Consider the following 23279-nt stretch of genomic DNA (forward strand, 5'->3'; position numbering starts at 1 on the left):
TCAGCCGGATCGTTAAGACATATTCAACCCAGGGGAAACAATATGGATGTGCTGGCAGCCATGCGCACCTTTCGCCGAGTCGTGGAGCGCGCCAGTTTCAGCCTGGCGGCCCAGGACCTCGGGCAATCCACCGCCGCCGTCAGCAAGCAGGTGCGCCAGCTGGAGGAACACCTGGGCAGCCTGTTGCTGCTGCGCACCACGCGCCGCATGAGCCTGTCGGAAGCCGGCCAGGCCTACTTCAGCGAGTGCTGCCACCTGCTCGACGAACTGACCGCCCTGGAGTGCGCCACCCGGGCCGGCAGCCGCGAGCCCGGCGGCCACCTGCGGGTCAATGCGCCGCTGTCGTTCGGGCTCAAGGTGCTGTCGCCGATCCTCGCCGACTTCATGGCGCGCTACCCGCAATTTCGCATCGACCTGACCCTCGACGACCGCCTGCGGGATGTGGTGAGCGAAGGCTTCGACGTGTCGCTGCGGGTGCGTCGGCAACTGCCCGACTCCTCGCTGATCGCCCGGCGCCTGGGGGACATCGAGCAGTTGATCTGCGCCGCCCCGGCCTACCTGCAGGCCCACGGCTGCCCGCAGAGCGTCGAGGCGTTGCGCGAGCACAGCTGCCTGGCCTATCGCCTGGCCGAGCATCCCGGCCACTGGCAGCTGGAAGGCCCCCAGGGCAGCAGCCGCCTGGAACTGCCGGTGCGCTTTGCCGTGGACAACAGCCTGATGCTCAGCGACATGCTCCAGGCCGGGCTGGGCATCGGCGCCCTGCCCTCGTTCATCGCCCAGCCGCTGCTCGACAGCGGCCAGTTGCAGCGGGTCCTGCCCTGCTACTCGCTGCCGCGCCGCACGGTCTACGCGGTGTACGCCAGCAACCGCCATGTGCCGCAGAAGATCCGCTTCTTCGTCGACTTCCTGGCCCAGGCCCTCGGTCCCGACGCCCCTGCAGCGCAAACGCCTCAGGCGACGGGCTGAGCCTGGGCCACCAGCCGTTCGATCAGCCAGGACGCCGCCGGCCCCGGTGGCGTGTCGATGCGGTAGATGGCGTCGAAGCCGTAAGGCAGGCCCTGGCCCCCGGGCAGGTCGAGCCGCACCAGGCGCCCGCTGGCCAGGTCTTCCTCGACCATGGGCGTGGGCATGTTGCCCCAGCCGACCCCTTCCTTGAGCAGCATGTGCTTGGAGCCCAGGTCCGCCAGGCGCCAGCTGCGGGTGCCGACCACGCCGAAATCCTGGTTGCGGGTCAGCTCGGAGCGGTCCGACAGCACCAGTTGCACATGCTCGCGGCCGGCGCCCGGCAGGTTGGGCCCCAGGGCCAGCGGATGTCCGGGGGCCGCCACCGGGATCAGCTGGACGAAGCCCGCCTCTTGCCGTTCGATACCGGTAATGTTGCGGTGCAGCATGCCGCTGACGCCTACCGTCGCCCGCCCTTCGAGGACCATCTGGGTCACCGCCCCCAGCGCTTCCATATGCAGGTGCAGCTGCACCGTGGGGAATTCGGCGCGAAAGCTCTTCAGCGCGTCGACGATGCGCGCCGCCGGGAACATCACGTCGATCACCAGGTGGATCTCCGCTTCCAGCCCCTGCAACAGGCCCTTGACCTTGGCCCGCAGGCCGTCGATGCCGTTGTAGATGCTGCGCGCCTCGGCCAGCACCGTGCGCCCGGCCTCGGTGAGCTGCGGCTTGCGGGTGGTCTTGCGGTCGAACAGGGTGACCCCCAGCTGCAACTCCAGGTTGGCCATGGAATAACTGATCACCGAGGTGGCGCGGTGCAGCTTGCGCGCCGCGCCGGCAAAGCTGCCGACCTCGACGATGGTGAGGAAGATGCGCAACTGATCGAGGGTGGGCGTACCGGGATTGCTGGACATGGGAGCGCTCTTGCGAAATTACGTTCTAGAAAATAGAACCTGAGGCTCGAAATTATTCGGCTATTGCGTTCATAACGCCAGTGGCAAACTTCTCTCCATCGCGGCACACCACAGTGGTGAGGCCGAACCCACTAGAGAGCATCCAGCATGACCCCTTTAACCAACACCCTGTCCGCCGCTTCCAACACCAACGCCAGCATCAGCCTGATCGGGCGCATCCTGCTCAGCGCGATCTTCATCCTCTCCGGCTTCTCGAAAATCGCCGCGCCGGCGGCCATGGTCGGCTACATCCAGTCGGTCGGCCTGCCCTTCCCGCAACTGGCCCTGGGCATCGCCATCGCCGTGGAACTGGGCGGCGGCCTGCTGCTGATCGCCGGCTACCGCACCCGCCTGGTCGCCCTGGGCCTGGCCGTGTTCAGCGTGGCCACCGCCCTGGCCTTCCACAACAACCTGGGTGACCAGAACCAGTTCATCCACTTCTTCAAGAACATCGCCATGGCCGGCGGCCTGCTGCAAGTGGTGGCCTACGGTGCCGGCCGCTTCAGCCTGGATGCCCGTCGCCAGGCCTGATCGCCCCGCCTCACGACAACGCGGCGCCCAAGGGCGCCGCGTTGTCGCTTTTTTACGAGCAAGTCAGAGATCCCTGGCTTCTGTAGGAGCGAACGGGCGGCGATCCGACTTGCTCGCGATAAGAACGACGCGGTCTTCCTGGCGGACCGCGTTTTCGCTCATCGCGGGCAAGCCTCGCTCCTACAGGTGTTGTGGGAGTCTCAAGGGCTGGTCGGCACTTCCAGCCCGACCTTGACCCGGCTCATGGCCACCAGGGTCTTGAAGCGCTTGACGTTGTTGTTCTCGAAGAACAGTTCGCGGGTCAACTCGTTGTACTGGGCCATGTTGCGCACGGCGAAGATCAGCACGAAATCGCACTCGCCCGCCACGTAGTAGCACTGCTGCACCTGCGGGCAGGCCTGGAAGCTGCGCTTGAGGGCATCGAGCTGGTCGATGCGTTCGCTCTCCACCTCCACTTCCACAATGATGCTCAGCTCATACCCCAGGGCTTGGGGGGCGATGACCGCGCTGTAGCGTTCGATCACCCCCTCGTCGGTCAGGCGCTTGAGGCGCCGGTTGACCGCCGCCGTGGACAGGTTCACCCGCAACCCCAGCTCGCTTTGCGGGGTGCGCGCATCCCGTTGCAGCTCGGCGAGCAGTTTCAGGTCGTAGGTATCCAGGCTGGTAGTCATGAGGCGGGCAATCCATGGGCGGCGGAACAATGAAATTAAATTGTGCAAAGCTCGCCGATTATGCGAAATAAATTCGGCCTCCACGCAATATTATTTCCGGGCTCCCGCTCACCCTCAGCCCCCCGGAACCTGCCTGCGATGCCTGCCGCCCCTGTACCCTCCAACCTGCGCCTCGACGGCGCGACCCTGCTCCAGCAACTGCAAGAACTGGCGACCATCGGCCACGATCCGCAGCAAGGCGGACGCACCCGCATTGCCCTGAGCGATGCCGACAAGGCCGGCCGCGACCTGCTGGTGGAATGGATGCGCGCCTTGGACCTGCAGGTGCGCGTCGACCGTATCGGCAATATCTTCGGCACCCTGCCCGCCGCTGGCGACCAGGGCCAACAGCCGGTGCTGATGATCGGCTCGCATATCGACACCGTGACCAACGCCGGCGCGCTGGACGGCTGCTATGGCGTGCTCGCCGGGCTGGCGGTGGTGCGCGCCTATCGCGCGGCGGGCATCACGCCCCGGCGTTCGATCTGCATCGCCGCCTTCACCAACGAAGAAGGCGTGCGCTACCAGCCGGACATGCTCGGCTCGCTGGTGTATGCCAGCGGCTTCGACCTCGAACAGGCCCTGGACCTGATCGGCACCGACGGCAGCCGCCTGGGCGACGAACTGGCACGCATCGGTTATGCCGGCGACCTGCAACCCGGGGCGCTGGTGCCCCACGAATACCTGGAACTGCACATCGAACAGGGGCCGATCCTCGAAGCCGAGAACCGCCAGATCGGCGTGGTGGAGAACCTCCAGGGCATCTCCTGGCAGCAAATCACCGTGCAAGGCAGCGCCAACCACGCCGGCACCACCCCCACCCACCTGCGCCACGACGCCGGCTGGGTGGCGGCGGCCACCACGGTGTTCCTGCGCGAACTGGCCCGGGACTCCGGCGGCAGCACCCTGGCCACCGTCGGTTGCCTGCAACTGGAGCCCAATGTGATCAACGTCATCCCGCGCCGGGCGGTGTTCAGCATCGACCTGCGCGACCCCGACGAACAGCGCCTGCTGGCCGCCGAACAGCGCCTGGCGCGCTTTCTCGAAGAGACCGCCGCCAGCGAAGGGGTGAGCATCGCCCGGGAACCCCTGGCGCGCTTCCAGCCGGTGGTGTTCGACCCCGACCTGACCCGGCTGATCGAAACCTGCACCCGCGAGCTGGGCCTGAGCCAGCGCCCCATGACCTCCGGCGCCGGCCACGACGCGCAGATGATCGCGCGCATCGCTCCGGCGGCGATGATCTTCGTCCCCAGCCGCGGCGGCATCAGCCACAACCCGCGGGAACACACCGACGACTCGCAATTGCTCGATGGCGCCCAGGTGCTGCTGGCGGTGGTCCGCCGGCGCCTGGAACAGGCCTGAGCCCGACTTTCCCCACCCCAGGAGCCGCCATGCCATACGCCAATCCCCATGCCGTCCGCACGCCCTACCCCGACGCCCTGCGGCAGTGGCTGAACATCGAGCGCGCCGCGCAAAGCCGTGACTGGCTGGCCGACTGGTCGCTGCTCAACCCGCTGCCGACCCCGCTCTACCCGTTGCCGGACCTGGCCCGGCAGCTGGGGGTGGCCGAGCTCTGGATCAAGGACGAAGGCCAGCGCTCGGTGCTGGGCAGCTTCAAGGCCCTGGGCGCGCCGATCGCCCTGGTCCGGCAGATCCTGGCGCGCTGGCCTGGCCAGGGCCTGAGTGCGCCCGGGTTGTTCAGCGGCGAATACCGCCAGTTGCTCAAGGACTTCACGGTGATCAGCGCCACCGACGGCAATCACGGCCGGGCGCTGGCGGCGGCCGCGCAGAGCATCGGCTGTCGCTGCGTGATCGTGCTGCATGCCCAGGTCAGCCTGGAACGGGAGCTGGCGATCGCCGCTTATGACGCGCATATCGTGCGGATTCGCGGGCACTACGATCAGTCGGTCGCCGAAGCCGCGCGCCTGGCGGCGGCCTACGGCTGGCAGGTGATCGCCGACACCTCCTATGCCGGCTACGAACAGATCCCCTGCGACGTGATGCAAGGCTACGGTGCCCTGGTGGCCGAGGTCCTGGAACAGAGCGCCAGCCAACCGCAGGCGCCGGCGTTCAGCCATGTGCTGCTGCAAGGCGGCGTCGGCGGCCTGGCGGCGAGCGTGGCCAGTTACCTGTGGCAGTTCCATGGCCCTGACCGGCCCCGGCTAATGGTGGTCGAACCCGAGCAGGCCGACTGCCTGTACCAGAGCGCCAGGGCCGGCCGCGCGGCGCAGGCCAGCGGCACCGTGGATTCGCTGATGGCCGGCCTGGCGTGCGGTGCCACCTCGCCCCTGGCCTGGCGCTTCCTGCAACCTTCGATCGATTGTTTTGTCACCATTCCCGACTCGCTCGTCGCCGGCGCCATGCGCCAGCTGGCCCGCGGCAGCGCCCGGGACATTCCCCTGGTAGCCGGTGAATCCGGCGCCGCGGGCCTCGCGGGACTGAGCCTGATGTGCAAGGATGTCGCGCGGCGCAGCGTCGCCCGGCTCGACGCTCATTCACGCGTCCTGCTGATCAACACCGAAGGCGCCACGTCGCCGGCGGTGTACCAACAACTGGTCGGTGAAACGGCTGATTCGGTCCTCCAGCGCCAGCAACGATGGCGCCCGGCTCCAGGCGAACCTGGGCCATAGCCGCCCGTTGCCGCCTGGCGCAGGGCAGCAGTGTCATGGACAGGACCGCCAAGGATTTTTATGACAGCCCAGAACACCCACACCTCACCGCAACAACTCAACCCCGGCCGCCTGGAACAGATGGCCACGCGCATCGCCTTTTTCATCGCCGGTTTCGGCATCGCCGCCTGGGCACCGCTGGTGCCCTACGCCAAGGCCCGGGCCGGGCTCGACGAAGGCACCCTGGGCCTGTTGCTGCTGTGCCTGGGGGTCGGTTCGATCCTCGCGATGCCCATCGCCGGGGTGCTGGCCGGGCGCTTCGGCTGCCGCCGGGTGATGGCCGCCGGCAGCCTGCTGATCTGCCTGGCCCTGCCGCTGCTGGCCATCGTGGACACAGTGCCGCTGCTGGTCGCCGGGCTGTTCCTGTTCGGCGCCGGGCTGGGCACGGTGGACTCCACGGTGAACCTGCAGGCGGTGATCGTCGAGCGGGCCAGCGGCCGGCCGATGATGTCGGGTTTCCATGGCCTGTTCAGCCTCGGCGGCATCGTCGGCGCAGCTGGGGTCAGCGCGATGCTCGGCCTGGGCCTGTCGCCCCTGGGCGCGACCCTGGTGGTGGTGGCCTTGCTGCTGGTCGCCCTGCTCAAGGCCGCACCGCATATGCTGCCCTACGCCAGCCGCAGTTCCGGCCCGGCCTTTGCCGTGCCCCATGGCGTGGTGCTGTTCATCGGTTGCCTGTGCTTTGTGGTGTTCCTCGCCGAAGGCGCGGTGCTGGACTGGAGCGCGGTATTCCTCAGCGCCGAGCGCAATGTCGATGCCGCCTATGCCGGCCTGGGCTACGCCGCCTTCGCCCTGACCATGACCGCCGGCCGCCTGACCGGCGACGCCATCGTGCATAAGCTGGGGGCCAAACGGGTGATTGTCGGGGGCGGTGCGCTGGCCGCCACGGGCCTGTTGCTGGCGACCCTGGCGCCGGCCTGGGAAGCGGCACTGGTGGGGTATGCCCTGGTGGGCGCCGGTTGCTCGAACATCGTGCCGGTGCTGTATACCGCGGTGGGCAAGCAGACCGTGATGCCCGAAGCCATCGCCGTGCCCGCCATCACCACCCTGGGTTACGCCGGCATCCTCGCCGGCCCGGCGGCGATCGGTTTTGTCGCCCACGGCAGCAGCCTGAGCATCGCCTTCGGCCTGATCGCGGCGATGCTGGTCGGTGTGGCGGCCAGCGGCAGAGTATTGAAAGTCTGAGCCCCATCGCGGGCAAGCCTCGCTCCTACACAAACACGCCCGACTAACGCGTTGCGGTGTCTTCAAGATCGTCGGGAAACCGGCGCGCCAGGCATAAAAAATCGCGGACAAACCACGTTCCCGTAGGAGCGAGGCTTGCCCGCGATGGGGGCGACGCGGTCGGTCAGAAACCGACGCTGGCCTGGACGAAGAAGGTCCGCGGCGCGCCGACGTAGAGGCCGGAGTTGTTATCGCTGGAGCGAGTGAAGTACTGCTTGTCGAAGACGTTCTTCACCCCGGCGCCGAGCTTGAGGTTCGACAGCTGCGAGCCGAAGTCATAGCCGCCGCGCAGGTTCCAGATGACGTAGCCCGGCATGTCGCCGTACTGCCCGTCGGCGCTGCCTTCGGTGATGTAGTGGTCGTTGAGGCTGCCGTCGGCGTTGACCATGCTGCCCGGCGAACGCTGCTTGGACTGGGCGAAAGCGTCGAGGTTGTAGGTCCAGCGATTGATGTCGTAGCGCAGGCCCAGGGTCGCCACCTGGCGCGAGTAGAACGGCAGGTCGCGGCCCTTGAACGCCGGGCTGCCCGCTTCATAGGTGGCGCGGGTGTAGGTGAAGCCGGCGTTGGCGGTCAGGCCGTCGAGGCGCGGGTCCAGGGCCGCCAGGTCGTAGTGCACCGAGGCCTCAATGCCCTGGTGCTTGGTCGCCCCGAGGTTGGTCCAGCCCACATCGTTGCTGATGTATTGCAGCTCGTCCGAGAAGTCGATGTAGAACGCCGTCAGCTCGCCGCCCCACACCGCGTCGTTGTAGCGCGTGCCGATCTCGTAGGTCTTGGCCTTCTCCGGGTTCAGGCCGTTGGCGGTCTGGTCGCCGACGCCGCCCTGCCCCAGCTGGAAGTACTGCAGGCTGCCGAACGAGGTCTCGTAGTTGGCGAACAGCTTCCACGCATCGGAGAGGTGGTACATCACGCTCAGCGCCGGCAGCGGTTCGTTGCTATTAACCTCGCGGCGCTTCTCCTGGACCCGCACGCCGTTGGTGCCGAGCACCGGGCGGTCGTGCCATTCGGTGCGGATATTCTCGAAGCGGATCCCCGGGGTGATGGTCCATTTGCCGACGTCGATCTTGTCGTCGATGTAGAAGGCATTGGCCTCGGTGCCGCCGGTACGGTCCTGGTACACATGGCCGTCGGAGCCCGGGCGCACCACTGGCTGGTTGTTGACCAGGGCCAGGCGGCTGGCCTCTTCGTGCATGCCTTCTTTCAGGTAGCGGTAGCCGACGCTGGCTTCCTGGGTGGTCGGGCCGAGGTCGAACACATGGGACACCCGCGGCTCGATGCCGAAGGTGTAGTAGGTACGCGGGTAGGACACCAGGGTCTTCTGGTCGCGGGCGGCGATGTTGCTGCCGCGGAAGCTGTCGGAGTAGTAGGTCAGCACTTCGAACTGGGTGCGGTCGTCCACCTGGCGCAGGTACTTGAACGACACATCCTTGCGCCGGCCGGCGAAGTTGTCCCAGTCGCGGTCCGACTGGTACGGGTCGGCGTCGTACTGCTTCTGGGTCAGGCCGCCGGGCATGTCGGCCTTGGCGTCGTAGTAGTGGAAGTTGAGGCTGAAATCGTCCTGGTCGGTGGGCGCCCAATGGGTCTTGAGGATCACGTCGTCGATGTCGTTGCCGTTGTTGCTGCCGCGGTAACCGTTGCCGTTGACCCCGGAGTACAGCAGCGCCGCGCCGATGCCGTTGTCCGCGGTGCCGCCGAGGAACGCCGTGTCGATATGCTTCCAGCCGCCGCGCTGGGAAGTTTCCAGGGTGCTGCCGATTTCCCCGGTGGCCTTTTCCGGGATGGCCCGGGTCACGAAGTTGATCACCCCGCCGACGTTCTGCGGTCCGTAGCGCACGGAACCGGCGCCGCGCACCACATCGATGCTGTCGAGGTTGCCCGAGGAGATCGGCGCCATCGACAGTTGCGGCTGGCCGTAGGGGGCGAAGGCTGCCGGCACGCCGTCGATCAGCACCGTGGAGCGCGGCGACAGGCGCGAAGTCAGGCCGCGCACGCCGACGTTAAGGGCAATGTCGCTGCCGCCGGTGCCGTTGGCGTCCTGCACCTGCACGCCCGGCACCCGGCGCAATGCGTCGCCGACGTTCATCGCGCCCTGCTCGAGCATGGCTTCGCGGCGGATCACGGTGCGCGCGCCGGGGTGGTTCTGCACCACCGTCTCGTTGGCGTCGCCCAGCCAGTCGCCGACCACGCTGATATTGGTGGCGCCCAGTTCCAGCGGGCCGTTACCCGCCGCCGACGGCGCCGGGCTCAGGGTCACCGAGCCGCCGTCGATCTGATACTGCAGGCCACTGCCTTGCAGCAACTGGCGCAGCGCCTGCTCCGGCGACAGGTTGCCGTCCACCGCCGGGGCCTGTTTGCCGGCCACCAGCTCCGGGCTGAAAAACACTTGCAGCGAGGTTTGCAGCCCCAGCTGGCTCAGCGCCTGGCCCAAGGGCTGGGCCTGGATATGGATGGCGCTCGGCGCCTGCTCGGCCTGGGCCTGGGGCAGCGCGGCACTGACAGCCAAAGCCAGGGCCAGCGGCAGCCAGCGAGGGGATGGCAGGGACGGATTGTTGTTATTCAGGTCGAGGCGTTTCAAGTTCGAGCAGTCCTGTTGATCGCAAGAGAATGCGTCTGTTAATGCAAACCAGTTGCAGTTGGACAAGAAGACGAAGAACTCGAAAAAAACCTGAATCTAGCGTGCAATTATTTCCTGGCTGCCGTCGGCCTGGGTCTGCACCGCCACCGGCAGGATGCTCGGCAAGGCCTTGAGCAGCGCGTCGGTGTCGTCGGCCTTGAACACACTGGTCAGGCGCAACCGGCCCACCGCCTCGTTGCCGACCCGCAGCGGCTGCGCGCGATAGCGGGACACTTCAGCGGCCACCTCGCTGAGGCTGGCGTTGTTGAACACCAGCTTGCCGCTGCGCCACGCCGTCAGCGCCTGGGGATCGACCCCATAGGCCGCGGCGACCTTGCCCTGGGCATCGACCGAAGTGCCCAGGCCCGCGGTCAGGCTGACGAAGTCGCTGTCGGCGGCTTCGCGGCCCTGGACCTTCACGCTGCCCTGCTCCACCGCCACCCGGGTCTGCTGGGCATCGCGGCGCACGTCGAAACGCGTGCCGGTAACCGTGACCTTGCCCGGCCCCGCCGCCACCACAAAGGGCCGGCTGCTGTCGTGCTCGACGCTGAACATGGCCTCGCCCTCGCTCAGCTCGACGCTGCGCTGGTCTTTCTCATAGCGCACCAGCAAACGGCTGCGGCTGTTGAGATCTACCTGGGAACCGTCGGGCAAGGCCACATGCCGGCGCTCGCCCGGGGCCGTGGCGAACTCGGCGCTGTAGACGCCGGAGCGGTCCAGGCCGCTGAACAGCCCCAGGCCCAGCGCCACTGCCAGCACGCTGGCGGCCACCGCGTAACGCAGCAGCGGGCGGCGTTTGATGGAAACGACGGGGGTGGCGCACAGCGCCTGCAAACGCTCCCTGGGCACCAGGTCGGTGGCCGCCCACAGCGATTGCAGCAACTGGAACTCATCCCGATGCGCGTCGTGCTGCGCCAGCCAGGCGTCGAACCGCTGCCGCTCCTCGGCATCGATCGCCGGTTCTTGCAGGCGCACGAACCACAGCGCCGCCTCGTCGCGAACCGTCGCCTGCCCGCACGCGCATTCACGAATCTGCGTCATGGAACATCCTGTTGGGCTGGGGGGTAAAAAGTCAGGGCGAGCATCAGTACGGCCCGTCCACGCGCTCGCGCAGATGCCGCAGGGTGCGGATCATATACTTTTCCACCATGTTTTTTGACAGCCCCAGGCGCTGGGCAATCTCGGCCTGGGTCAGCCCTTCGAGCTTCTGCCAGACGAACACCTTGCGGCAGTTCAACGGCAATTCGCCAAGGGCCCGTTCGATGGAGTCGGCCAACTGGATCGCATGCATGAACTGCTCCGGGTCGCCGCCGGGCGACGCACCTTGAGACACCGCCTCCAACTCCATGGCACCGCGCCGGTCCTCCCGGCGGTAGGCATCCACCGCGATATTGCGCGCCGTCTGGTGCAGATACGCCCGCGGCTGCTCGACCGCCGCCGCGTCCGACTCCAGCACCCGGACAAAGGTGTCATGGGCCAGGTCTTCCGCCTGCGAACGGTTCTTCAACCGACGCGTCCAGGTCCCGATCAACTCTTCGTAGTGCTCGAAAAAGCCTGGTCGGCGAGGCGGCTTGAGGGTCATTGCGGCGTGCTGAGGGTGGGGAGGTGTGAATAGTAATGCTTCTTATTAAAGGCGGCAATGGATTCGGGTGGAGGGTGGAATTTAGACAATAATGATGGCTGCTTTCGGCCAATAGCGGACATTCGCCCTCATTGCTGCTTTACGCGCTGTGCGGACCTCTATGCACTCTATTTACAAAACTCCGGAGCTCAACAAGACGATCATCATCCAATGGTACGGTTGAGAGCAATTTCGTTACATACTTGGGTCCATGCGAGCCGATATCCGGGCAGAAATTCTCTATTTCCCCAACAGGTATTAAATAAATCCCTATATTTTCTAGTTTCTCTCGAAGCGAGGAAAAGTCGCGCTGCGCTTCCCCCTTAGGGATTCCACGTATGCCGAATCTTTTAACCTCGCTCCACGCTTTTCCTTGCTTCATCGCCTCAATAATGTCCCCTTTCGGTAGTTTGTCGTCGCCTGAATCATTCAACAGAGAGATTATCTCAGTCTTAATTTGGGGCACAGACTTGGGCTTGTTGCCGCCTCTGACGGCAGCATCGATACGCGCCCAAAGTTTTTCAATCTCACTCCATTCTCCACCGAGAGCTTCGACGGTGGACTGGACGAGAGAGCGCTCAGAAAGGAAGTCAATATCAAAAACGGCTTTTACAGGGACACCAATCTTACGAAGTACTTCCGCAACTCTTGGGATGCCGTGTTTTCCTCCAGTTGGTACGTAAGCTGTATCCTGCCATTGTTCGTCGGAGTTGCTTGCCAAGTGGTCTGCGACGGAATTGATTAACCTGCAATCGCTATCATCTTCACAGATAATTGTTTGTTCATGAAATATTCCTTCAAGAGCATTGGAATAACGAAGATCCGGCTTTTCCCAAAGCTCTTTAATAATGCTTGGGGAGGCCTCGGAGACGATATTTTTATCTCCTTCTCTACGGATTCGAAGGATGCGGACATTTCCACGCGTACCCTCTAGAAATCCGCGCAGGATGTCACTGCTGTGTGTTGCGACTATCAATTGCCCTCTAACCTCAGACGACAGAGTCTCTCCTAAGCGACGCATTTGAGGCGGGTGCAAGAATGCTTCAGGCTCGTCAATCAAGGTGATATCAAGATCGGCCACGATCGCTTCGAAAAGTATGCCAGCGTAACTTCTCATTCCATCGCCCTGTTTATCCAGAAGCGGATTACGGCGAACCATTTGAACATAAACGTCACTTACTCGATCAACTAACCCTTCGAATTTTGGCAACTCGCCAACATGGATGGGGAGCCTGCTCCCTCCTCTAAAGTCGAACATGAGATCTCTTCCGAAGGCTCGCCGAAATAACTCGCTAATTTTCTTCATTAGCACTTCATCATCATAGAGAACATGCTGAGGCTTTGACTTTTGATCGCCAGGGGAAATACTACTTTGCTGCGCACAAATACTCAGCCTATCATTCGCCGCAATATTCTTTACGAAACCCTGGCTTAAGCCATGTATTAGGTAATCATTATCCCAAAATTGAATCTGACCCTCAGGGAGCTGCCAACTTCTATATCGATAATTCCCTTCTACGTAGTCAGCCTCCGACTCAAGAAACAGCTTAAGTTCATCTGCGCTTCCGGCTTTAGATATCTCCAACTCCGCCACTACTACTGGCCGTTCGTTTTTTCCGTTAATGCAGATTGCAACTATCTCTCTAAGAGATTGCGACTTTCCGCTATTATTTGGCCCGACCAGAATAATTTTCTCGTTTTCGTGTAGCTCGAAGCTGTTACCGCCAGAAAAGCTCAATCTCGATATTGACGCGATAGGTTTTTTATGCAAGATCTATTACTCCGTTGAACGTCAAATTCGTCCGTGCTGTCATCAGTCGGATTAAGTTACTTTTTCTGGCGCACGAGACATAGGACTGCGTAGCAGTGTAACTGAGCGCATCGGCCGATGATGCCCTACGCATCGCTTGTGCTTTCTCTTGCTATATCCAAACGTCACCTTTCTGGTCGATTGCAGTCCTTCGCGACCGGCAACTGTCGGCCAGAAGCGGTCACTACCCAAACCACAGTCTAAATGCTCCGCCAAATAGCGATTTGGCGGAGCATTTAAGGAGCAAGTCAAACAGCCACTGCCCGCAAGAATTGCAGCGCCAATTGCTGTCTGAAAACGCCAAGCCCGCCTATATTCGCGCCGCACATAAGTTCTGAGATCTTGGGTTGAATTTTGCGTACGGGTTAAATTCGTAACTGTTGTCAGGTTAATTAGCCCCAGTGGCAACCATCTGATAGTAGCTAAGGTAAATTTGCCCGGTCTGCGCAGCATGTCTTTTTTTCCGGAGCAGCAAGCTTACGAAGTCGATCCGCTCTTCCAAGATGGCCATCAAGTCACCTCCATCAACCAGCAATATTGAGGCTCCGCCGGCCTGATGTGCGGCAACGCCTTCTGAGGAGAAACCATTGATGGAGAGGAAGATCCCCAAGGTGTTTTCCAGCTTGGTTCTCACCTTATCGGTAAAAATGGCAAGGTCAGCCTTGTTGACTGGTTCCTTTTGCCACTTGGCTTCGAACAGATACTCGGTTCCCTCCAAGGAAAAGGCCCCGTCGATCTGTTCACCGAGATTCTTAAACGAAGCTTTAGGGTCAAGGTCGAAAAGTTCGAACACCTCATACATGACGCGCTCCAGCTCGAAGCCTCGGGTCTGTGCACTATCAGAGCCAATCAGAGCCAGATAACGGGTGTTGATCGCTTGGAGCTTCTGCCGTACGGCAGCGTTCTCGCGAAGCTTCTTCGCGGCGCCTTCCTGCCTGCGCCTGATTTCATCTTGCTCTTTTTTGACGTCTTGGTGCGGTTCAACTAACGATTTGAGCTGGTTGACGGCACTTTTGGCTTTCACCACCTTCTGAGCACCATCTTCCAAGCGCTGGAGGTGTGAAAAGTCAGTCAGTTTGCAAAGTTCGTAACAAATTTTTGTCAAATCACCGAGATGGGTGTCGGGATTCGCACACAAAAAATCGACAACGTCCGAGGCGATTTGGCGTTTGTAATTTTCCCAGTTAAACCGGGGGAGGATGGCTGGAGTAGAGAGACAAAGCTGTAGAAAACCGCGCAGCTCAGATTTATACCAGTACACCGAGCACAGGGCTTCTTTGAGCGCCATGACTCCTGCGGGGGAAAGCTGCTTGGCCATGTAATTCACCAGATATGTAGGTCATATGCGCCTCCCACGGCGCTGCGAGCGAAGCAGAACGCGGTTCGGCATAGCAGCTTAGCAGATAACCACACTACCACTACCGCGCTCGGATCAGGCTATGAGGTAGTATGCTCACAACGTCTGACTTAGGTGTGCTAGTTCGAATCCACGGCCCGTACACGACAGGAAATTGAACCATGGATGATTTTGAAAAAAGCGCAAGTGAACAGTGGCTATATGCGAATGCACCGGGGTTTAGGGGGCTACCTGATCAAGATCGCCGGGCCATTTTCGATTTCTCCTTTCTCTGGAGCCTTTTTGAAGCGCAGGTCATGGACAACTTTGCCCAGGCACAAGCTATCTCCGAGCGGGTCAGGGGCTGGGACGCTGGGAACAGGATCTATCCTGAGGTGTATGAGGAGGCATTGGCCTACTTCAGGAGCCGTTACTCCCTGAATGGTGAAACAACTGATCACTATGATTACCTCAATCTTCGGAGGTCGGATTACCCCGAGTTGGTGGGTCGCGTTATCAGAGGAGAAAGTGACGAGCCCGACGACAGCATGTTATGCACTCTGATGATCGTCTGGCGACTTAGAAACAATCTTTTCCACGGCTCAAAGTGGGCATACCAAATTCGTGGTCAACTGGACAATTTTACCCACGCCAACGCTGTACTGATGAAAGTACTGGAGCGGTACGGACGGCTCTGACACCAATAGCCCACAGGCTAAAAATGAAAAAGGGGACTGATTTATTTCCAGAAAATAAATCAGTTCCCTTTGTTTGCCAACATTGGAATGCCGTGCATCGGGTCATCTGGGCATAAACTATCAAACATAAGATTGCTCTTCACAGCCGGCGAACTGATTCCTGGAGAGTTTAGGAAAAACATTATGATCGATAAATTAAATCTCGCTTGCAATATAAAGCTCACTGAGCAGGATAAAAAATACCGACATATTCAGGGCTATATATTCTTTCGCTCTTTGATGGGGGCGATCCAACAAAATCACCAAACATTAATTATCGATTTAAGAAATTTACAGGACCTCAGCGCTAGCACCGATCAAAGCACCATATTTGACAAGCGTAGTCGGGTGCAGAACTCACTGCTAAACCTCCTAAATTCACACAAGCTATTTATTGATATATTAAAGCGAAATCACGAGCAAAAAGATCCGAAAATGTACGCCCGCTTTAAGGTTGTCACATCTCATTATTATGATGAGGACTTCAACTATCGAATGTTTGAGGTCCTGCGAAACTATTGCCAACACGCTAGCACTGCGCCAATAGACATTTTTTCGGACTTTGAAGGTGTCACATACATCTTTATCAATAAGCAAGAGCTCAGCAAAGATGAAAAAATATTAAAGAAAATTAAAAAAGAGCTAGAGTCGCCGCTGCATATTGAATTTAACTCGATAGTTGTTGAATGGATTTCTACCGCGTCGCGCATCTATGGATTGGTTCTAGATTATTTTGCCTACCGGGCATGCCTCGTCATAGATGATTACTTGGATCAGCTAAATACGGACACGATGGCTTTAAGAAAAGACCCTTTGATTGCGGAGACAATGCGATCTGTAGAGATAAAAATAATAAAAACCAGGATGCTATTTCCAGTTTTGCCAGATCCTAAAGCGCTTTGTAATGAAATTGTGGAAAGACTTGAAAGTCCAGAACGTGCCAAAAGACTTTCAGAAATGAAGGGGATATTTCTTAGTATAAAGTCTTCAAAAAACTTATCTAGGCGAATGAGGAAGATTGGGGTGAATTTTGATATGCCGAAATTTGACACCCTGTTTATAAAAACTCTTAATAAGTTTATGAATGATGAAGATCTTTTATGAGGCCATCTGTTGTATGAATTTAGGATGATCTCTTTAGGTTTATTATTCAAGGCGCCTGCATCTGCATCTGCACCTGCACCTGCACCTGCACCTGCACCTGCAGTTGATGACACATTGAGCGTCTGCTTTTGGCCGAGAGCAGACAGACTCAAGTTTCTAGACATATGACTATCAGCTAAAAAACTACCGCTTGGACACTTAGCTTTCCCAATAAAAAGCCTCTCATCCGCGGGGCTCTTTCAGGGGCTACCTACAACTTCTCCCTCCTCCCTCTCCAACACCGCCTCCACCAACACCTGCACCATCTCAATCAAGCGCACGCCTGCCAGTACCACCTTGCGGCTGGTCGCAGGTATGTCTTCGGTCCCCTCAGCACCAAACTCCGGATAAGCAGAGGCAAGTCCTTTGGGTCTGCCTCGTATCGGCTTCGTTAAGATCCTTGGATCGTGGCATCACCGTTTGAACCCCGACAACCCATTAGCTGCGCGCCATGCTTTTACCTCATTCAGAACAGCCTCAGGACTATCCTCAATGCCGTTCTGGTCCGGGTAATAAATAAGTCCGTAACCGGCGGGGTGCCCTGTGACTGCTTCGAAATGAGCGGCTAGCCTGCTCAGGTATTTTTCGAGCTTGGCCCCCTCGAGGTTGTTGGTCTCACTGAAGAACTCATTGATGAGCTGCAGGAACTCATTCTCGGTGTAATCCTCAATCCGGGACTTTTCTAAAAACATCGCAGCAATCGCCTATTTTTTTGAATGAAGCTTGATGTGATTTCTTGGGGTGTTGACGCGAAGGTTATCCAAATCATAGAGGCTGCCGCCGTCAGCCAGCCGCTCAATATGGTGCATCTCAAACACCTTTCTTCCGCCAACAGCCTGTTCGGGAATGACAAAGGGTGAGGCACCTCTCTTTAATGCCCGCCTGTTTGCCTTGCTGAATTGATCAAGTAATTCTGCATCCTCTCCTACAGCCATCCAGAACGCTTTGCGAAAAGCATCAAAACGCTTGAACTCCCTCCCCTTCAACTGCTCAGCGATCCGTGCAGGAATGGGTACGCCTACTCCGGAGTTCGCCCCTGCCAACCAAATGCCGATGACATCCTCACCCTCCCCAGCAACCACCCCGGGTGTCTTTCGGACATTCATCACAATATACAGCGGCTGCACCCCGGAGCCGGCCGGGAACACCAGGATGAAGTCCTGGTAGTCAGGGGGATAAACGGGATTGACGATGATGTTGTCCGCCTGTTCGCTGGGCGGATAAATCCAGATTTGCGGCGCTTGAGGGGCAGCCTCTAACGGCGGGATGCCTGAAGTGGCGGATGGTTCGACAGCGGGGGTCCATAGCAGGGTGATGCCGTTGCCGAAGTCGGCCACTTGCTGTTCGCCCCGGGCCTTGAAGCGTACGACCGGGATCATTTCCCAATCGCGGCGCTGCTCGGTGTTGTACCCATAACCCTTCAGGGTGCCATCGGCTTGTTCCTCGATATGCAATCGAACTCGCGTCCGGCCCTGTTCAAGCGACTTGAGCTGTTCGTCCGTGTACAGGGAACTGTCGCCCAGGCTCGACGGTACGAGCATGGCGATAACACCGAGCAATCCCCCGGCAACGACGCCGGAAGTGACAGCCCCGCCTCCAACGGTTGCGCCACAAAGCCCGCCGCACGATGCGCCAGCAACCGCCAAGACATTGCCACCGAGCATGAGGCCACCTGAGACAGTCGGGACGTTCCCACTGATCCTCCCCAGCCGGATGTTGCCCGCCGCATCGGTTTCACGTCCGCCCAACAGCGTGACTTCGCCGTATACCTCGATGCTTTGCGTGGGAATGAAGTGGCTGGCGTAGTTGATGATTCCGTCAGCCAGGTTGCAGGGTTTGGTGAAGGTGCAGCCCATAGCGGGCGATCGACCTTGCGGTTTCGCTGGCAGATCCTTGTATTGCGCCCAGCGTTCGGCGCCCAGATCGACCGGTTCGACACCTTTATAGCGATAGCCCTTCGGGGCATTGGGGACATAGCCACTCATCCAGGTCGTTTCCTCTTTCACCCAAGGAGACTTCGTCACTGGCATGCCCAGCGCGAAGCCTCCCAAGGTGAGGAATCGCCCCCGCCCTGGAAATCTAGAGAACTCTGAGATTAACGTTGATCGATCTGAATGACCTGTAGTCCGGATCCCACTCCAGCCAGGACCTGTTCGGTCACGATAGGTGCTGACGACACACGAATGCGCCCTACGCACGACCGCTATAGAAAACGTAGGCCAAAAAAAGCGCCTCGCTGGGGTAGATTTCCCCTAGCACCAATCAGAAACATCTTATTTATCCCCCCACCCCAAAACCCGCATGCTTTGCCCCCCCGCCAATCTGCCCGGCACCTGAGCGCAACCTGGTTGCCCGCCCCTGCCCGAGGCACCTTGCCGACTCGAATCCGCCCTGGACGCCGTCGCTCTCTCTACCTACGCGCCGCGCCACCCACCAGAGGACCCCAGCCGCCATGACCTTTACCCTCAACGGCCGCCCGCTTTCACTGGATCAACTCCCCCCCGACACGCCTCTGCTGTATGCCCTGCGCAACGACTTCGCCCTCAACGGCCCCAAGTACGGCTGCGGCCTGGGGCAATGCGGCGCCTGTACGGTGCTGGTGGACGGCGTCGCGGCTCGCTCCTGCACCCTGCCGCTGTCCAGTGTGCAGGACAAGACGGTCACCACCCTGGAAGGCCTGATCGAAGAAGAACGCCTGCATCCGGTGCAGCAGGCGTTCATCGATGAGCAGGCTGCGCAATGCGGCTATTGCAGCAACGGCATGATCATGACCCTGGTGGCGCTGTTCGAGCGTGAGCCCGAGGCTGACGAGCAGCGGATCAAGAATGAGCTGGCCTATAACCTGTGCCGCTGCGGCGCGCATTTCGAGATCCTGCAGGCCGCGGCCCGGGCCCGCCAGTTGCTGGCGCAACGGAGGTCGGCATGAACCAGCTGCCGCTGACCCGTCGCCGCCTGCTCCAGGCCGGCGGCCTGATCATGATCAGTACGCTGTTGCCCAAGCCGCTGCAGGCCTTGGCCGATAGCCAAGATCCAACCGCGTTGCCCGTGGACCCGACCCCGGATCATGTGGACAGTTTTATCGCCCTGGGCGCCGACGGCGGGGTGACGGCCTTCTGCGGCCATGTCGACCTCGGCACCGGGATCCGCACGGCGCTGGCGCAGCTCGTCGCCGACGAGCTGGATGTGGACTTCGAGCAGGTACGGATGATTCTCGGCGATACCGCCCACACCCCGGACCAGGGCCCGACCATCGCCAGCGCGACGATTCAGGTCAGCGCCCTGCCCCTGCGCCAGGCCGCGGCCCAGTTGCGCCAACTACTGCTGGAACGTGCCGCCGAAATCCTCGACCAGCCCCTGGCCGGGCTCCAGGTCGAACGAGGGCAGATCCACGCCAGCGTTCAGCCAGGACGACGCCTGAGCTATGCCGAACTGGCGCGCGAGCAGGACCTGCATCTGCCCCTGGATCCGCGTACGGAGCTCAAGGCGGTCGGTGCCGGCCGTTATGTCGGCCAGTCCACACCGCGGGTGGACATCCCGGCCAAGGTCAGCGGCCAGCTCACCTATGTCCACGACCTGCGCCTGGACGGCATGCTTCACGGCCGCGTGGTGCGCCCGCCCTACACCGGCGCCGACGCCAGCACGCCCCTGGGCCAGGCCCTGGTCTCGGTGGACGCGGCGTCCATCGCCCATCTGCCGGGCATCGTCAAACTGGTGGTGATCCGCGACTTCATCGGCATAGTCGCCGAGCGCGAGGAGCAGGCCATCGACGCCATGCGCCAGCTCAAGGTGCATTGGCAACCCTGGGCCGGGCTGCCGGACCTGCGGCTCAAGTCCCTGCACAAGACCCTCCTGGCCCACCCCAAGCAGGACCGGGTGCTGCAGGACGACCCCGGTTTCGACAGCGCCCTGGGCACGCTCAACACCCGGCTCGATGCCGACTATGTCTGGCCCTTCCACCTGCACGCGTCCATCGGCCCGTCCTGCGCGGTGGCGATGATCGACGCCGAGCGCGCCGAGATCTGGACCGGCAGCCAGAACCCCCACGACCTGCGCAAGGACATCGCCCAGTTGCTGGGGCGCGCGCCGCAGCAGGTGCAGGTCAACCGCCTGGAAGCGTCCGGCTGTTACGGCCGCAACGGCGCCGACGACGTGGCCGCCGATGCTGCCCTGCTCTCCCAGGCGGTCGGGCGGCCGGTGCGGGTGCAGCTGATGCGCGAACAGGAGGCCGGCTGGGAACCCAAGGGCACCGCGCAGTTGATCCGGGTCCGGGGTGGCCTCAACGGCAAGCGCGAAGTGGCCGCCTATGAACTGCGCACCTGTTATCCCTCGAACGGTGCCCGCACCCTGGCGCTGCTGCTGACGGGCACGGTGGCCAACCGCGCCGAGATCCTGCAGATGGGCGACCGCACGGCGATCCCGCAATACCGCTACCCGAAGATGCGCGTCATCTGCCAGGACGCCGCTCCCATCGTCCGCGCCTCGTGGCTGCGCGGGGTGTCGGCGCTGCCCAACGTGTTCGCCCACGAATCCTGGATCGACGAACTGGCCTACATCGCCCGGCAGGACCCGATCGCCTTCCGCCTGCGCTACCTCGACGACCCGCGCGCCCTGGCGCTGATCGAGGCGCTGAAAAAGCAGGCCAACTGGCAGGACGGCTGCGCCTACAACGATCCGGCACCGCCTGAGCAGGAATGGGCCAAGGGCCGCGGCTTTGCCTATGCGCGCTATTTCCACAGCAAGTTCCCCGGCTTCGGCGCGGCCTGGGCCGCCTGGGTCTGCGACCTGAGCGTCAACCGCCGCAGCGGGCAGATCCGCCTGGACAAGATCTTCGTCGCCCACGACTGCGGGCGCATGGTCAACCCGGCCGGCGTGCGGCACCAGGTCCACGGCAATGTCGTCCAGTCCTGCAGCCGGGTGCTCAAGGAGTTCGTCGGCTTCAACCGCTCCGGCAGCACGTCCCTGGAATGGGGCGGCTATCCGATCCTGCGTTTCGATGAGCTGCCCGAAGTGGACGTGCAGTTGCTGGACCGCCCGGAAGAACCGTCCATGGGCGCCGGCGAGTCGGCCTCGGTGCCGAGCGCCGCAGCCATCGCCAACGCGATCTTCGACGCGGTCGGCGTACGCCTGCGGCAAGTGCCCTTCACCCCGCAGCGGCTGCTGCAGGCCCTGCAGGCGCAAGCCTGCGACCACCGCCAGGAGCGTCACCCATGAGCCGCTTCAAGACCATCGCCGGCGCGAGCCTGATCGCCCTGAGCCTGGCCGCCACCGCCGGCGTCTTCCTCAGCTGGCAGCCGGCGATCGCGCCGCTGAACAACCGCGACACACAGTTCTTCAGCCACGGGCAAATCGCCAGGGGCGAACAACTCGCGGCCCTGGGCGACTGCGCGGTCTGCCACACCGCGCCGGGCGGGATCCGCAACGCCGGCGGCCTGGCCATGCGCATCCCGTTCGGCACCCTGTACAGCAGCAACATCACCCCCGACCCGGACACCGGCATCGGCAACTGGTCCTACCCGGCCTTCGAACGCGCCATGCGCCACGGCATCGACCGCAGCGGGCGCTACCTGTACCCGGCATTTCCCTACACCGCCTTTACCAAGACCGGCGACGAGGACCTCAAGGCGCTCTACGCCTACCTGATGAGCCAGCCCGCGGTCCGGCACCAGCCGCCGCAAACCGACCTGCATTTCCCCTTCAATATCCGCCCGGGCATCCTCGTGTGGAACTGGCTCTACCTGAAACCCGGCGCCCTGCCTAACGACCCCGAACGCAGCGCCCAGTGGAACCGCGGCGCCTACCTGAGCGAAGGCCTGGGCCATTGCAGCGCCTGCCACTCGCCCCGGGACCTGTTGTTTGGCGAACGCGGCGGCCGGCATCACCTGAGCGGCGGCGTCGCCGAAGACTGGAGCACCCATGCCCTGGCCGGCGGCAACGCGCCGCTGGCCTGGACCGAGGACGACCTGCTGGACTTCCTGCGCCGCGGCTACAGCCCGCGCCATGGCGTCGCCGCCGGCCCCATGGCGCCGGTGATCCACCAGGGCCTGGGGCAACTGCCGGACGCCGACCTGCAAGCCATCGCCCATTACCTGCACAGCCTACAGCCGGCCACCGCCGAGCAACCCAGCGCCGCCACCCTGAACCGCCAGGCCGAGCAACGTACCGAGCCCCTGGCCTCCCCCGGCGCCCGCCTGTTCTCCGGCGCCTGCATGGCCTGCCACGCCCAGGAAAAGGGCCCGACCCTGACCGGCGTGCGACCCTCCCTGGCCCTGAACAGCAACCTCTACGCCGCCACTCCCGACAACGCGATCCGGGTGATACTCGAGGGCATCGCCCAACCGGCCAGCCCGGAGCTGGGTTACATGCCGGCGTTCCGCCACAGCCTCAATGACCAGCAGATCGCCGACCTGCTGGCCTTCCTGCGCCAGGACCTGGCGGGCCAGGCGCCCTGGAAAGCGCTGAAGCAACGGGTCGGCGAGATACGCGCTGGTCTGCCTCCTGGCTGATCCGTGCCCGGCCATGAAAAAGCCCCGCATAAGCGGGGCTTTTGTCTAACAGCGGGATGTCTGAGGTGCTGGAGGGCTCGATCGCTGGCGTCCAGATCAGGATGTTGCCGTCGCCGAAGTCCACCACCTGCCGCTCGCCCCGGCGTTCGAAACGCACGATCGGAATCATTTCCCCATCGCGACGCTGCTCGGTGTTGCCCCCATACCCCTTGAGCGAACCGTCGGCTTGCTCCTCGATATGCAATCGAACCCGGGTCCGACCTTCCTTGAGCGACTAATGACCTGTAGTCCGAATTCCATTCCAGCCAGGACCTTTCCGGTCACGCAACGGGCTGACAATGCGGCCTTCGAGCGGGTCGATAGGGAAGAGGTCGGCGCCTGGCGGCAGCCCCGTTGCAGGACTTCGGCACCGGGTTTATCGAGACGGGGGAATGGGGCAGGAACCGCTCTCGAACAAGAACGGAAAAGGCCCGCGATCTCCATCGCGGGCCC

The 23279-nt window shown here is 61.9% G+C and carries 19 protein-coding genes and 1 pseudogene; 10 read left to right on the forward strand and 10 right to left on the reverse strand.

The genetic code is table 11. From position 1 onward, the window contains the following. Window positions 1-42: 42 nt before the first annotated feature. Window positions 43-966 (forward strand): LysR family transcriptional regulator, encoded by a 924-nt coding sequence (locus tag ACQKQA_RS05895; protein WP_427554465.1) that lies wholly within the window; start codon window positions 43-45, stop codon window positions 964-966. Here the strand turns inward: ACQKQA_RS05895 and ACQKQA_RS05900 are convergent. After that, window positions 951-1856: a LysR family transcriptional regulator gene (locus tag ACQKQA_RS05900; RefSeq protein WP_427554467.1), complete on the reverse strand. Its 906-nt coding sequence runs from the start codon at window positions 1854-1856 to the stop codon at window positions 951-953. The genes ACQKQA_RS05895 and ACQKQA_RS05900 overlap by 16 nt on opposite strands. Before the next feature lie 147 nt (window positions 1857-2003). On the opposite strand from ACQKQA_RS05900, the gene ACQKQA_RS05905 reads away from it, so the two are divergent. After that, window positions 2004-2426 carry a DoxX family protein gene (locus ACQKQA_RS05905; RefSeq protein ID WP_427554469.1) on the forward strand — a complete coding sequence of 141 codons (423 nt, stop codon included), beginning with the start codon at window positions 2004-2006 and terminating at the stop codon, window positions 2424-2426. 200 nt (window positions 2427-2626) lie between these two features. Here ACQKQA_RS05905 and ACQKQA_RS05910 read toward each other — a convergent pair whose 3' ends face one another. Further along, window positions 2627-3097, reverse strand: coding sequence for an Lrp/AsnC family transcriptional regulator (locus tag ACQKQA_RS05910; RefSeq protein ID WP_427554471.1), 471 nt, complete (start codon window positions 3095-3097; stop codon window positions 2627-2629). A gap of 138 nt (window positions 3098-3235) precedes the next feature. Between ACQKQA_RS05910 and ACQKQA_RS05915 the strand changes: the two genes are divergently transcribed. Genes ACQKQA_RS05915 through ACQKQA_RS05925 form a run of 3 tightly spaced genes read left to right on the forward strand, consistent with a single transcriptional unit; the run spans window position 3236 to window position 6987 of the window. After that, the gene (locus ACQKQA_RS05915; protein WP_427554473.1) at window positions 3236-4498 is read left to right on the forward strand and encodes a Zn-dependent hydrolase; all 1263 of its coding nucleotides are present in this window, start codon (window positions 3236-3238) and stop codon (window positions 4496-4498) included. Between the two features lie 29 nt (window positions 4499-4527). Beyond that, window positions 4528-5766, forward strand: coding sequence for a diaminopropionate ammonia-lyase (locus ACQKQA_RS05920; protein WP_427554475.1), 1239 nt, complete (start codon window positions 4528-4530; stop codon window positions 5764-5766). Window positions 5767-5826: 60 nt separating this feature from the next. After that, the gene (locus ACQKQA_RS05925) at window positions 5827-6987 is read left to right on the forward strand and encodes an MFS transporter (RefSeq protein WP_427554477.1); all 1161 of its coding nucleotides are present in this window, start codon (window positions 5827-5829) and stop codon (window positions 6985-6987) included. A 163-nt stretch (window positions 6988-7150) separates the two neighbouring features. Here the strand turns inward: ACQKQA_RS05925 and ACQKQA_RS05930 are convergent, their stop codons facing one another. From ACQKQA_RS05930 to ACQKQA_RS05950, 5 genes are all read right to left on the reverse strand, one after another. Beyond that, window positions 7151-9598 (reverse strand): TonB-dependent siderophore receptor, encoded by a 2448-nt coding sequence (locus ACQKQA_RS05930; protein ID WP_427554479.1) that lies wholly within the window; start codon window positions 9596-9598, stop codon window positions 7151-7153. A gap of 96 nt (window positions 9599-9694) precedes the next feature. Beyond that, window positions 9695-10678 carry a FecR family protein gene (locus tag ACQKQA_RS05935; RefSeq protein ID WP_427554481.1) on the reverse strand — a complete coding sequence of 328 codons (984 nt, stop codon included), beginning with the start codon at window positions 10676-10678 and terminating at the stop codon, window positions 9695-9697. Window positions 10679-10721: 43 nt separating this feature from the next. Further along, window positions 10722-11219 carry a sigma-70 family RNA polymerase sigma factor gene (locus ACQKQA_RS05940; RefSeq protein WP_427554483.1) on the reverse strand — a complete coding sequence of 166 codons (498 nt, stop codon included), beginning with the start codon at window positions 11217-11219 and terminating at the stop codon, window positions 10722-10724. A gap of 139 nt (window positions 11220-11358) precedes the next feature. Beyond that, window positions 11359-13029, reverse strand: a complete 1671-nt coding sequence (locus ACQKQA_RS05945) for an ATP-dependent nuclease (RefSeq protein WP_427554485.1) — start codon at window positions 13027-13029, stop codon at window positions 11359-11361. Between the two features lie 427 nt (window positions 13030-13456). Next, window positions 13457-14386, reverse strand: coding sequence for a hypothetical protein (locus ACQKQA_RS05950; protein ID WP_427554487.1), 930 nt, complete (start codon window positions 14384-14386; stop codon window positions 13457-13459). A 200-nt stretch (window positions 14387-14586) separates the two neighbouring features. Between ACQKQA_RS05950 and ACQKQA_RS05955 the strand changes: the two genes are divergently transcribed. Further along, complete coding sequence (locus ACQKQA_RS05955) at window positions 14587-15102, forward strand: hypothetical protein (RefSeq protein ID WP_427554489.1); 516 nt, start codon at window positions 14587-14589, stop codon at window positions 15100-15102. A 183-nt stretch (window positions 15103-15285) separates the two neighbouring features. Then, entirely contained in the window at window positions 15286-16245 is a 960-nt protein-coding gene (locus ACQKQA_RS05960) for a hypothetical protein (RefSeq protein WP_427554491.1), read from the forward strand. Window positions 16246-16697: 452 nt separating this feature from the next. On the opposite strand, the gene ACQKQA_RS05965 is transcribed toward ACQKQA_RS05960, so the two are convergent. Both ACQKQA_RS05965 and ACQKQA_RS05970 read right to left on the reverse strand, forming a co-directional pair. Further along, complete coding sequence (locus ACQKQA_RS05965; protein ID WP_427554493.1) at window positions 16698-16976, reverse strand: bacteriocin immunity protein; 279 nt, start codon at window positions 16974-16976, stop codon at window positions 16698-16700. Between the two features lie 12 nt (window positions 16977-16988). Then, window positions 16989-18269 carry an S-type pyocin domain-containing protein gene (locus ACQKQA_RS05970; RefSeq protein WP_427554495.1) on the reverse strand — a complete coding sequence of 427 codons (1281 nt, stop codon included), beginning with the start codon at window positions 18267-18269 and terminating at the stop codon, window positions 16989-16991. 467 nt (window positions 18270-18736) lie between these two features. On the opposite strand from ACQKQA_RS05970, the gene ACQKQA_RS05975 reads away from it, so the two are divergent. From ACQKQA_RS05975 to ACQKQA_RS05985, 3 genes are read left to right on the forward strand one after another with little or no spacing between them, the layout of a single operon-like run. Further along, on the forward strand, window positions 18737-19210 hold the full coding sequence (locus ACQKQA_RS05975; RefSeq protein ID WP_427554497.1) for a (2Fe-2S)-binding protein: 474 nt from the start codon (window positions 18737-18739) through the stop codon (window positions 19208-19210). Further along, entirely contained in the window at window positions 19207-21495 is a 2289-nt protein-coding gene (locus tag ACQKQA_RS05980; RefSeq protein ID WP_427554499.1) for a molybdopterin cofactor-binding domain-containing protein, read from the forward strand. The genes ACQKQA_RS05975 and ACQKQA_RS05980 overlap by 4 nt, the downstream gene beginning before the upstream one ends. Then, on the forward strand, window positions 21492-22787 hold the full coding sequence (locus ACQKQA_RS05985; RefSeq protein WP_427554501.1) for a cytochrome c: 1296 nt from the start codon (window positions 21492-21494) through the stop codon (window positions 22785-22787). Before ACQKQA_RS05980 ends, ACQKQA_RS05985 begins: the two co-directional genes overlap by 4 nt. Window positions 22788-22821: 34 nt before the next feature. Here the strand turns inward: ACQKQA_RS05985 and ACQKQA_RS05990 are convergent. Continuing rightward, a pseudogene (locus ACQKQA_RS05990) lies at window positions 22822-23061 on the reverse strand (S-type pyocin domain-containing protein); the annotation flags it as partial. Between the last annotated feature and the right edge of the window lie 218 nt (window positions 23062-23279).

The organism is Pseudomonas sp. NPDC089530 (assembly GCF_050280705.1).
In the GTDB taxonomy this organism is placed as follows: domain Bacteria; phylum Pseudomonadota; class Gammaproteobacteria; order Pseudomonadales; family Pseudomonadaceae; genus Aquipseudomonas.

What these genes read in the sequence shown, in the direction of transcription:
- ACQKQA_RS05895 (WP_427554465.1), top strand. Translation starts at nt 43, where the DNA reads ATGGATGTGCTGGCAGCCATGCGCACCTTTCGCCGAGTCGTGGAGCGC.
- ACQKQA_RS05900 (WP_427554467.1), bottom strand. Translation starts at nt 1,856, where the DNA reads ATGTCCAGCAATCCCGGTACGCCCACCCTCGATCAGTTGCGCATCTTC.
- ACQKQA_RS05905 (WP_427554469.1), top strand. Translation starts at nt 2,004, where the DNA reads ATGACCCCTTTAACCAACACCCTGTCCGCCGCTTCCAACACCAACGCC.
- ACQKQA_RS05910 (WP_427554471.1), bottom strand. Translation starts at nt 3,097, where the DNA reads ATGACTACCAGCCTGGATACCTACGACCTGAAACTGCTCGCCGAGCTG.
- ACQKQA_RS05915 (WP_427554473.1), top strand. Translation starts at nt 3,236, where the DNA reads ATGCCTGCCGCCCCTGTACCCTCCAACCTGCGCCTCGACGGCGCGACC.
- ACQKQA_RS05920 (WP_427554475.1), top strand. Translation starts at nt 4,528, where the DNA reads ATGCCATACGCCAATCCCCATGCCGTCCGCACGCCCTACCCCGACGCC.
- ACQKQA_RS05925 (WP_427554477.1), top strand. Translation starts at nt 5,827, where the DNA reads ATGACAGCCCAGAACACCCACACCTCACCGCAACAACTCAACCCCGGC.
- ACQKQA_RS05935 (WP_427554481.1), bottom strand. Translation starts at nt 10,678, where the DNA reads ATGACGCAGATTCGTGAATGCGCGTGCGGGCAGGCGACGGTTCGCGAC.
- ACQKQA_RS05940 (WP_427554483.1), bottom strand. Translation starts at nt 11,219, where the DNA reads ATGACCCTCAAGCCGCCTCGCCGACCAGGCTTTTTCGAGCACTACGAA.
- ACQKQA_RS05950 (WP_427554487.1), bottom strand. Translation starts at nt 14,386, where the DNA reads ATGGCCAAGCAGCTTTCCCCCGCAGGAGTCATGGCGCTCAAAGAAGCC.
- ACQKQA_RS05955 (WP_427554489.1), top strand. Translation starts at nt 14,587, where the DNA reads ATGGATGATTTTGAAAAAAGCGCAAGTGAACAGTGGCTATATGCGAAT.
- ACQKQA_RS05960 (WP_427554491.1), top strand. Translation starts at nt 15,286, where the DNA reads ATGATCGATAAATTAAATCTCGCTTGCAATATAAAGCTCACTGAGCAG.
- ACQKQA_RS05965 (WP_427554493.1), bottom strand. Translation starts at nt 16,976, where the DNA reads ATGTTTTTAGAAAAGTCCCGGATTGAGGATTACACCGAGAATGAGTTC.
- ACQKQA_RS05970 (WP_427554495.1), bottom strand. Translation starts at nt 18,269, where the DNA reads ATGAGTGGCTATGTCCCCAATGCCCCGAAGGGCTATCGCTATAAAGGT.
- ACQKQA_RS05975 (WP_427554497.1), top strand. Translation starts at nt 18,737, where the DNA reads ATGACCTTTACCCTCAACGGCCGCCCGCTTTCACTGGATCAACTCCCC.
- ACQKQA_RS05980 (WP_427554499.1), top strand. Translation starts at nt 19,207, where the DNA reads ATGAACCAGCTGCCGCTGACCCGTCGCCGCCTGCTCCAGGCCGGCGGC.
- ACQKQA_RS05985 (WP_427554501.1), top strand. Translation starts at nt 21,492, where the DNA reads ATGAGCCGCTTCAAGACCATCGCCGGCGCGAGCCTGATCGCCCTGAGC.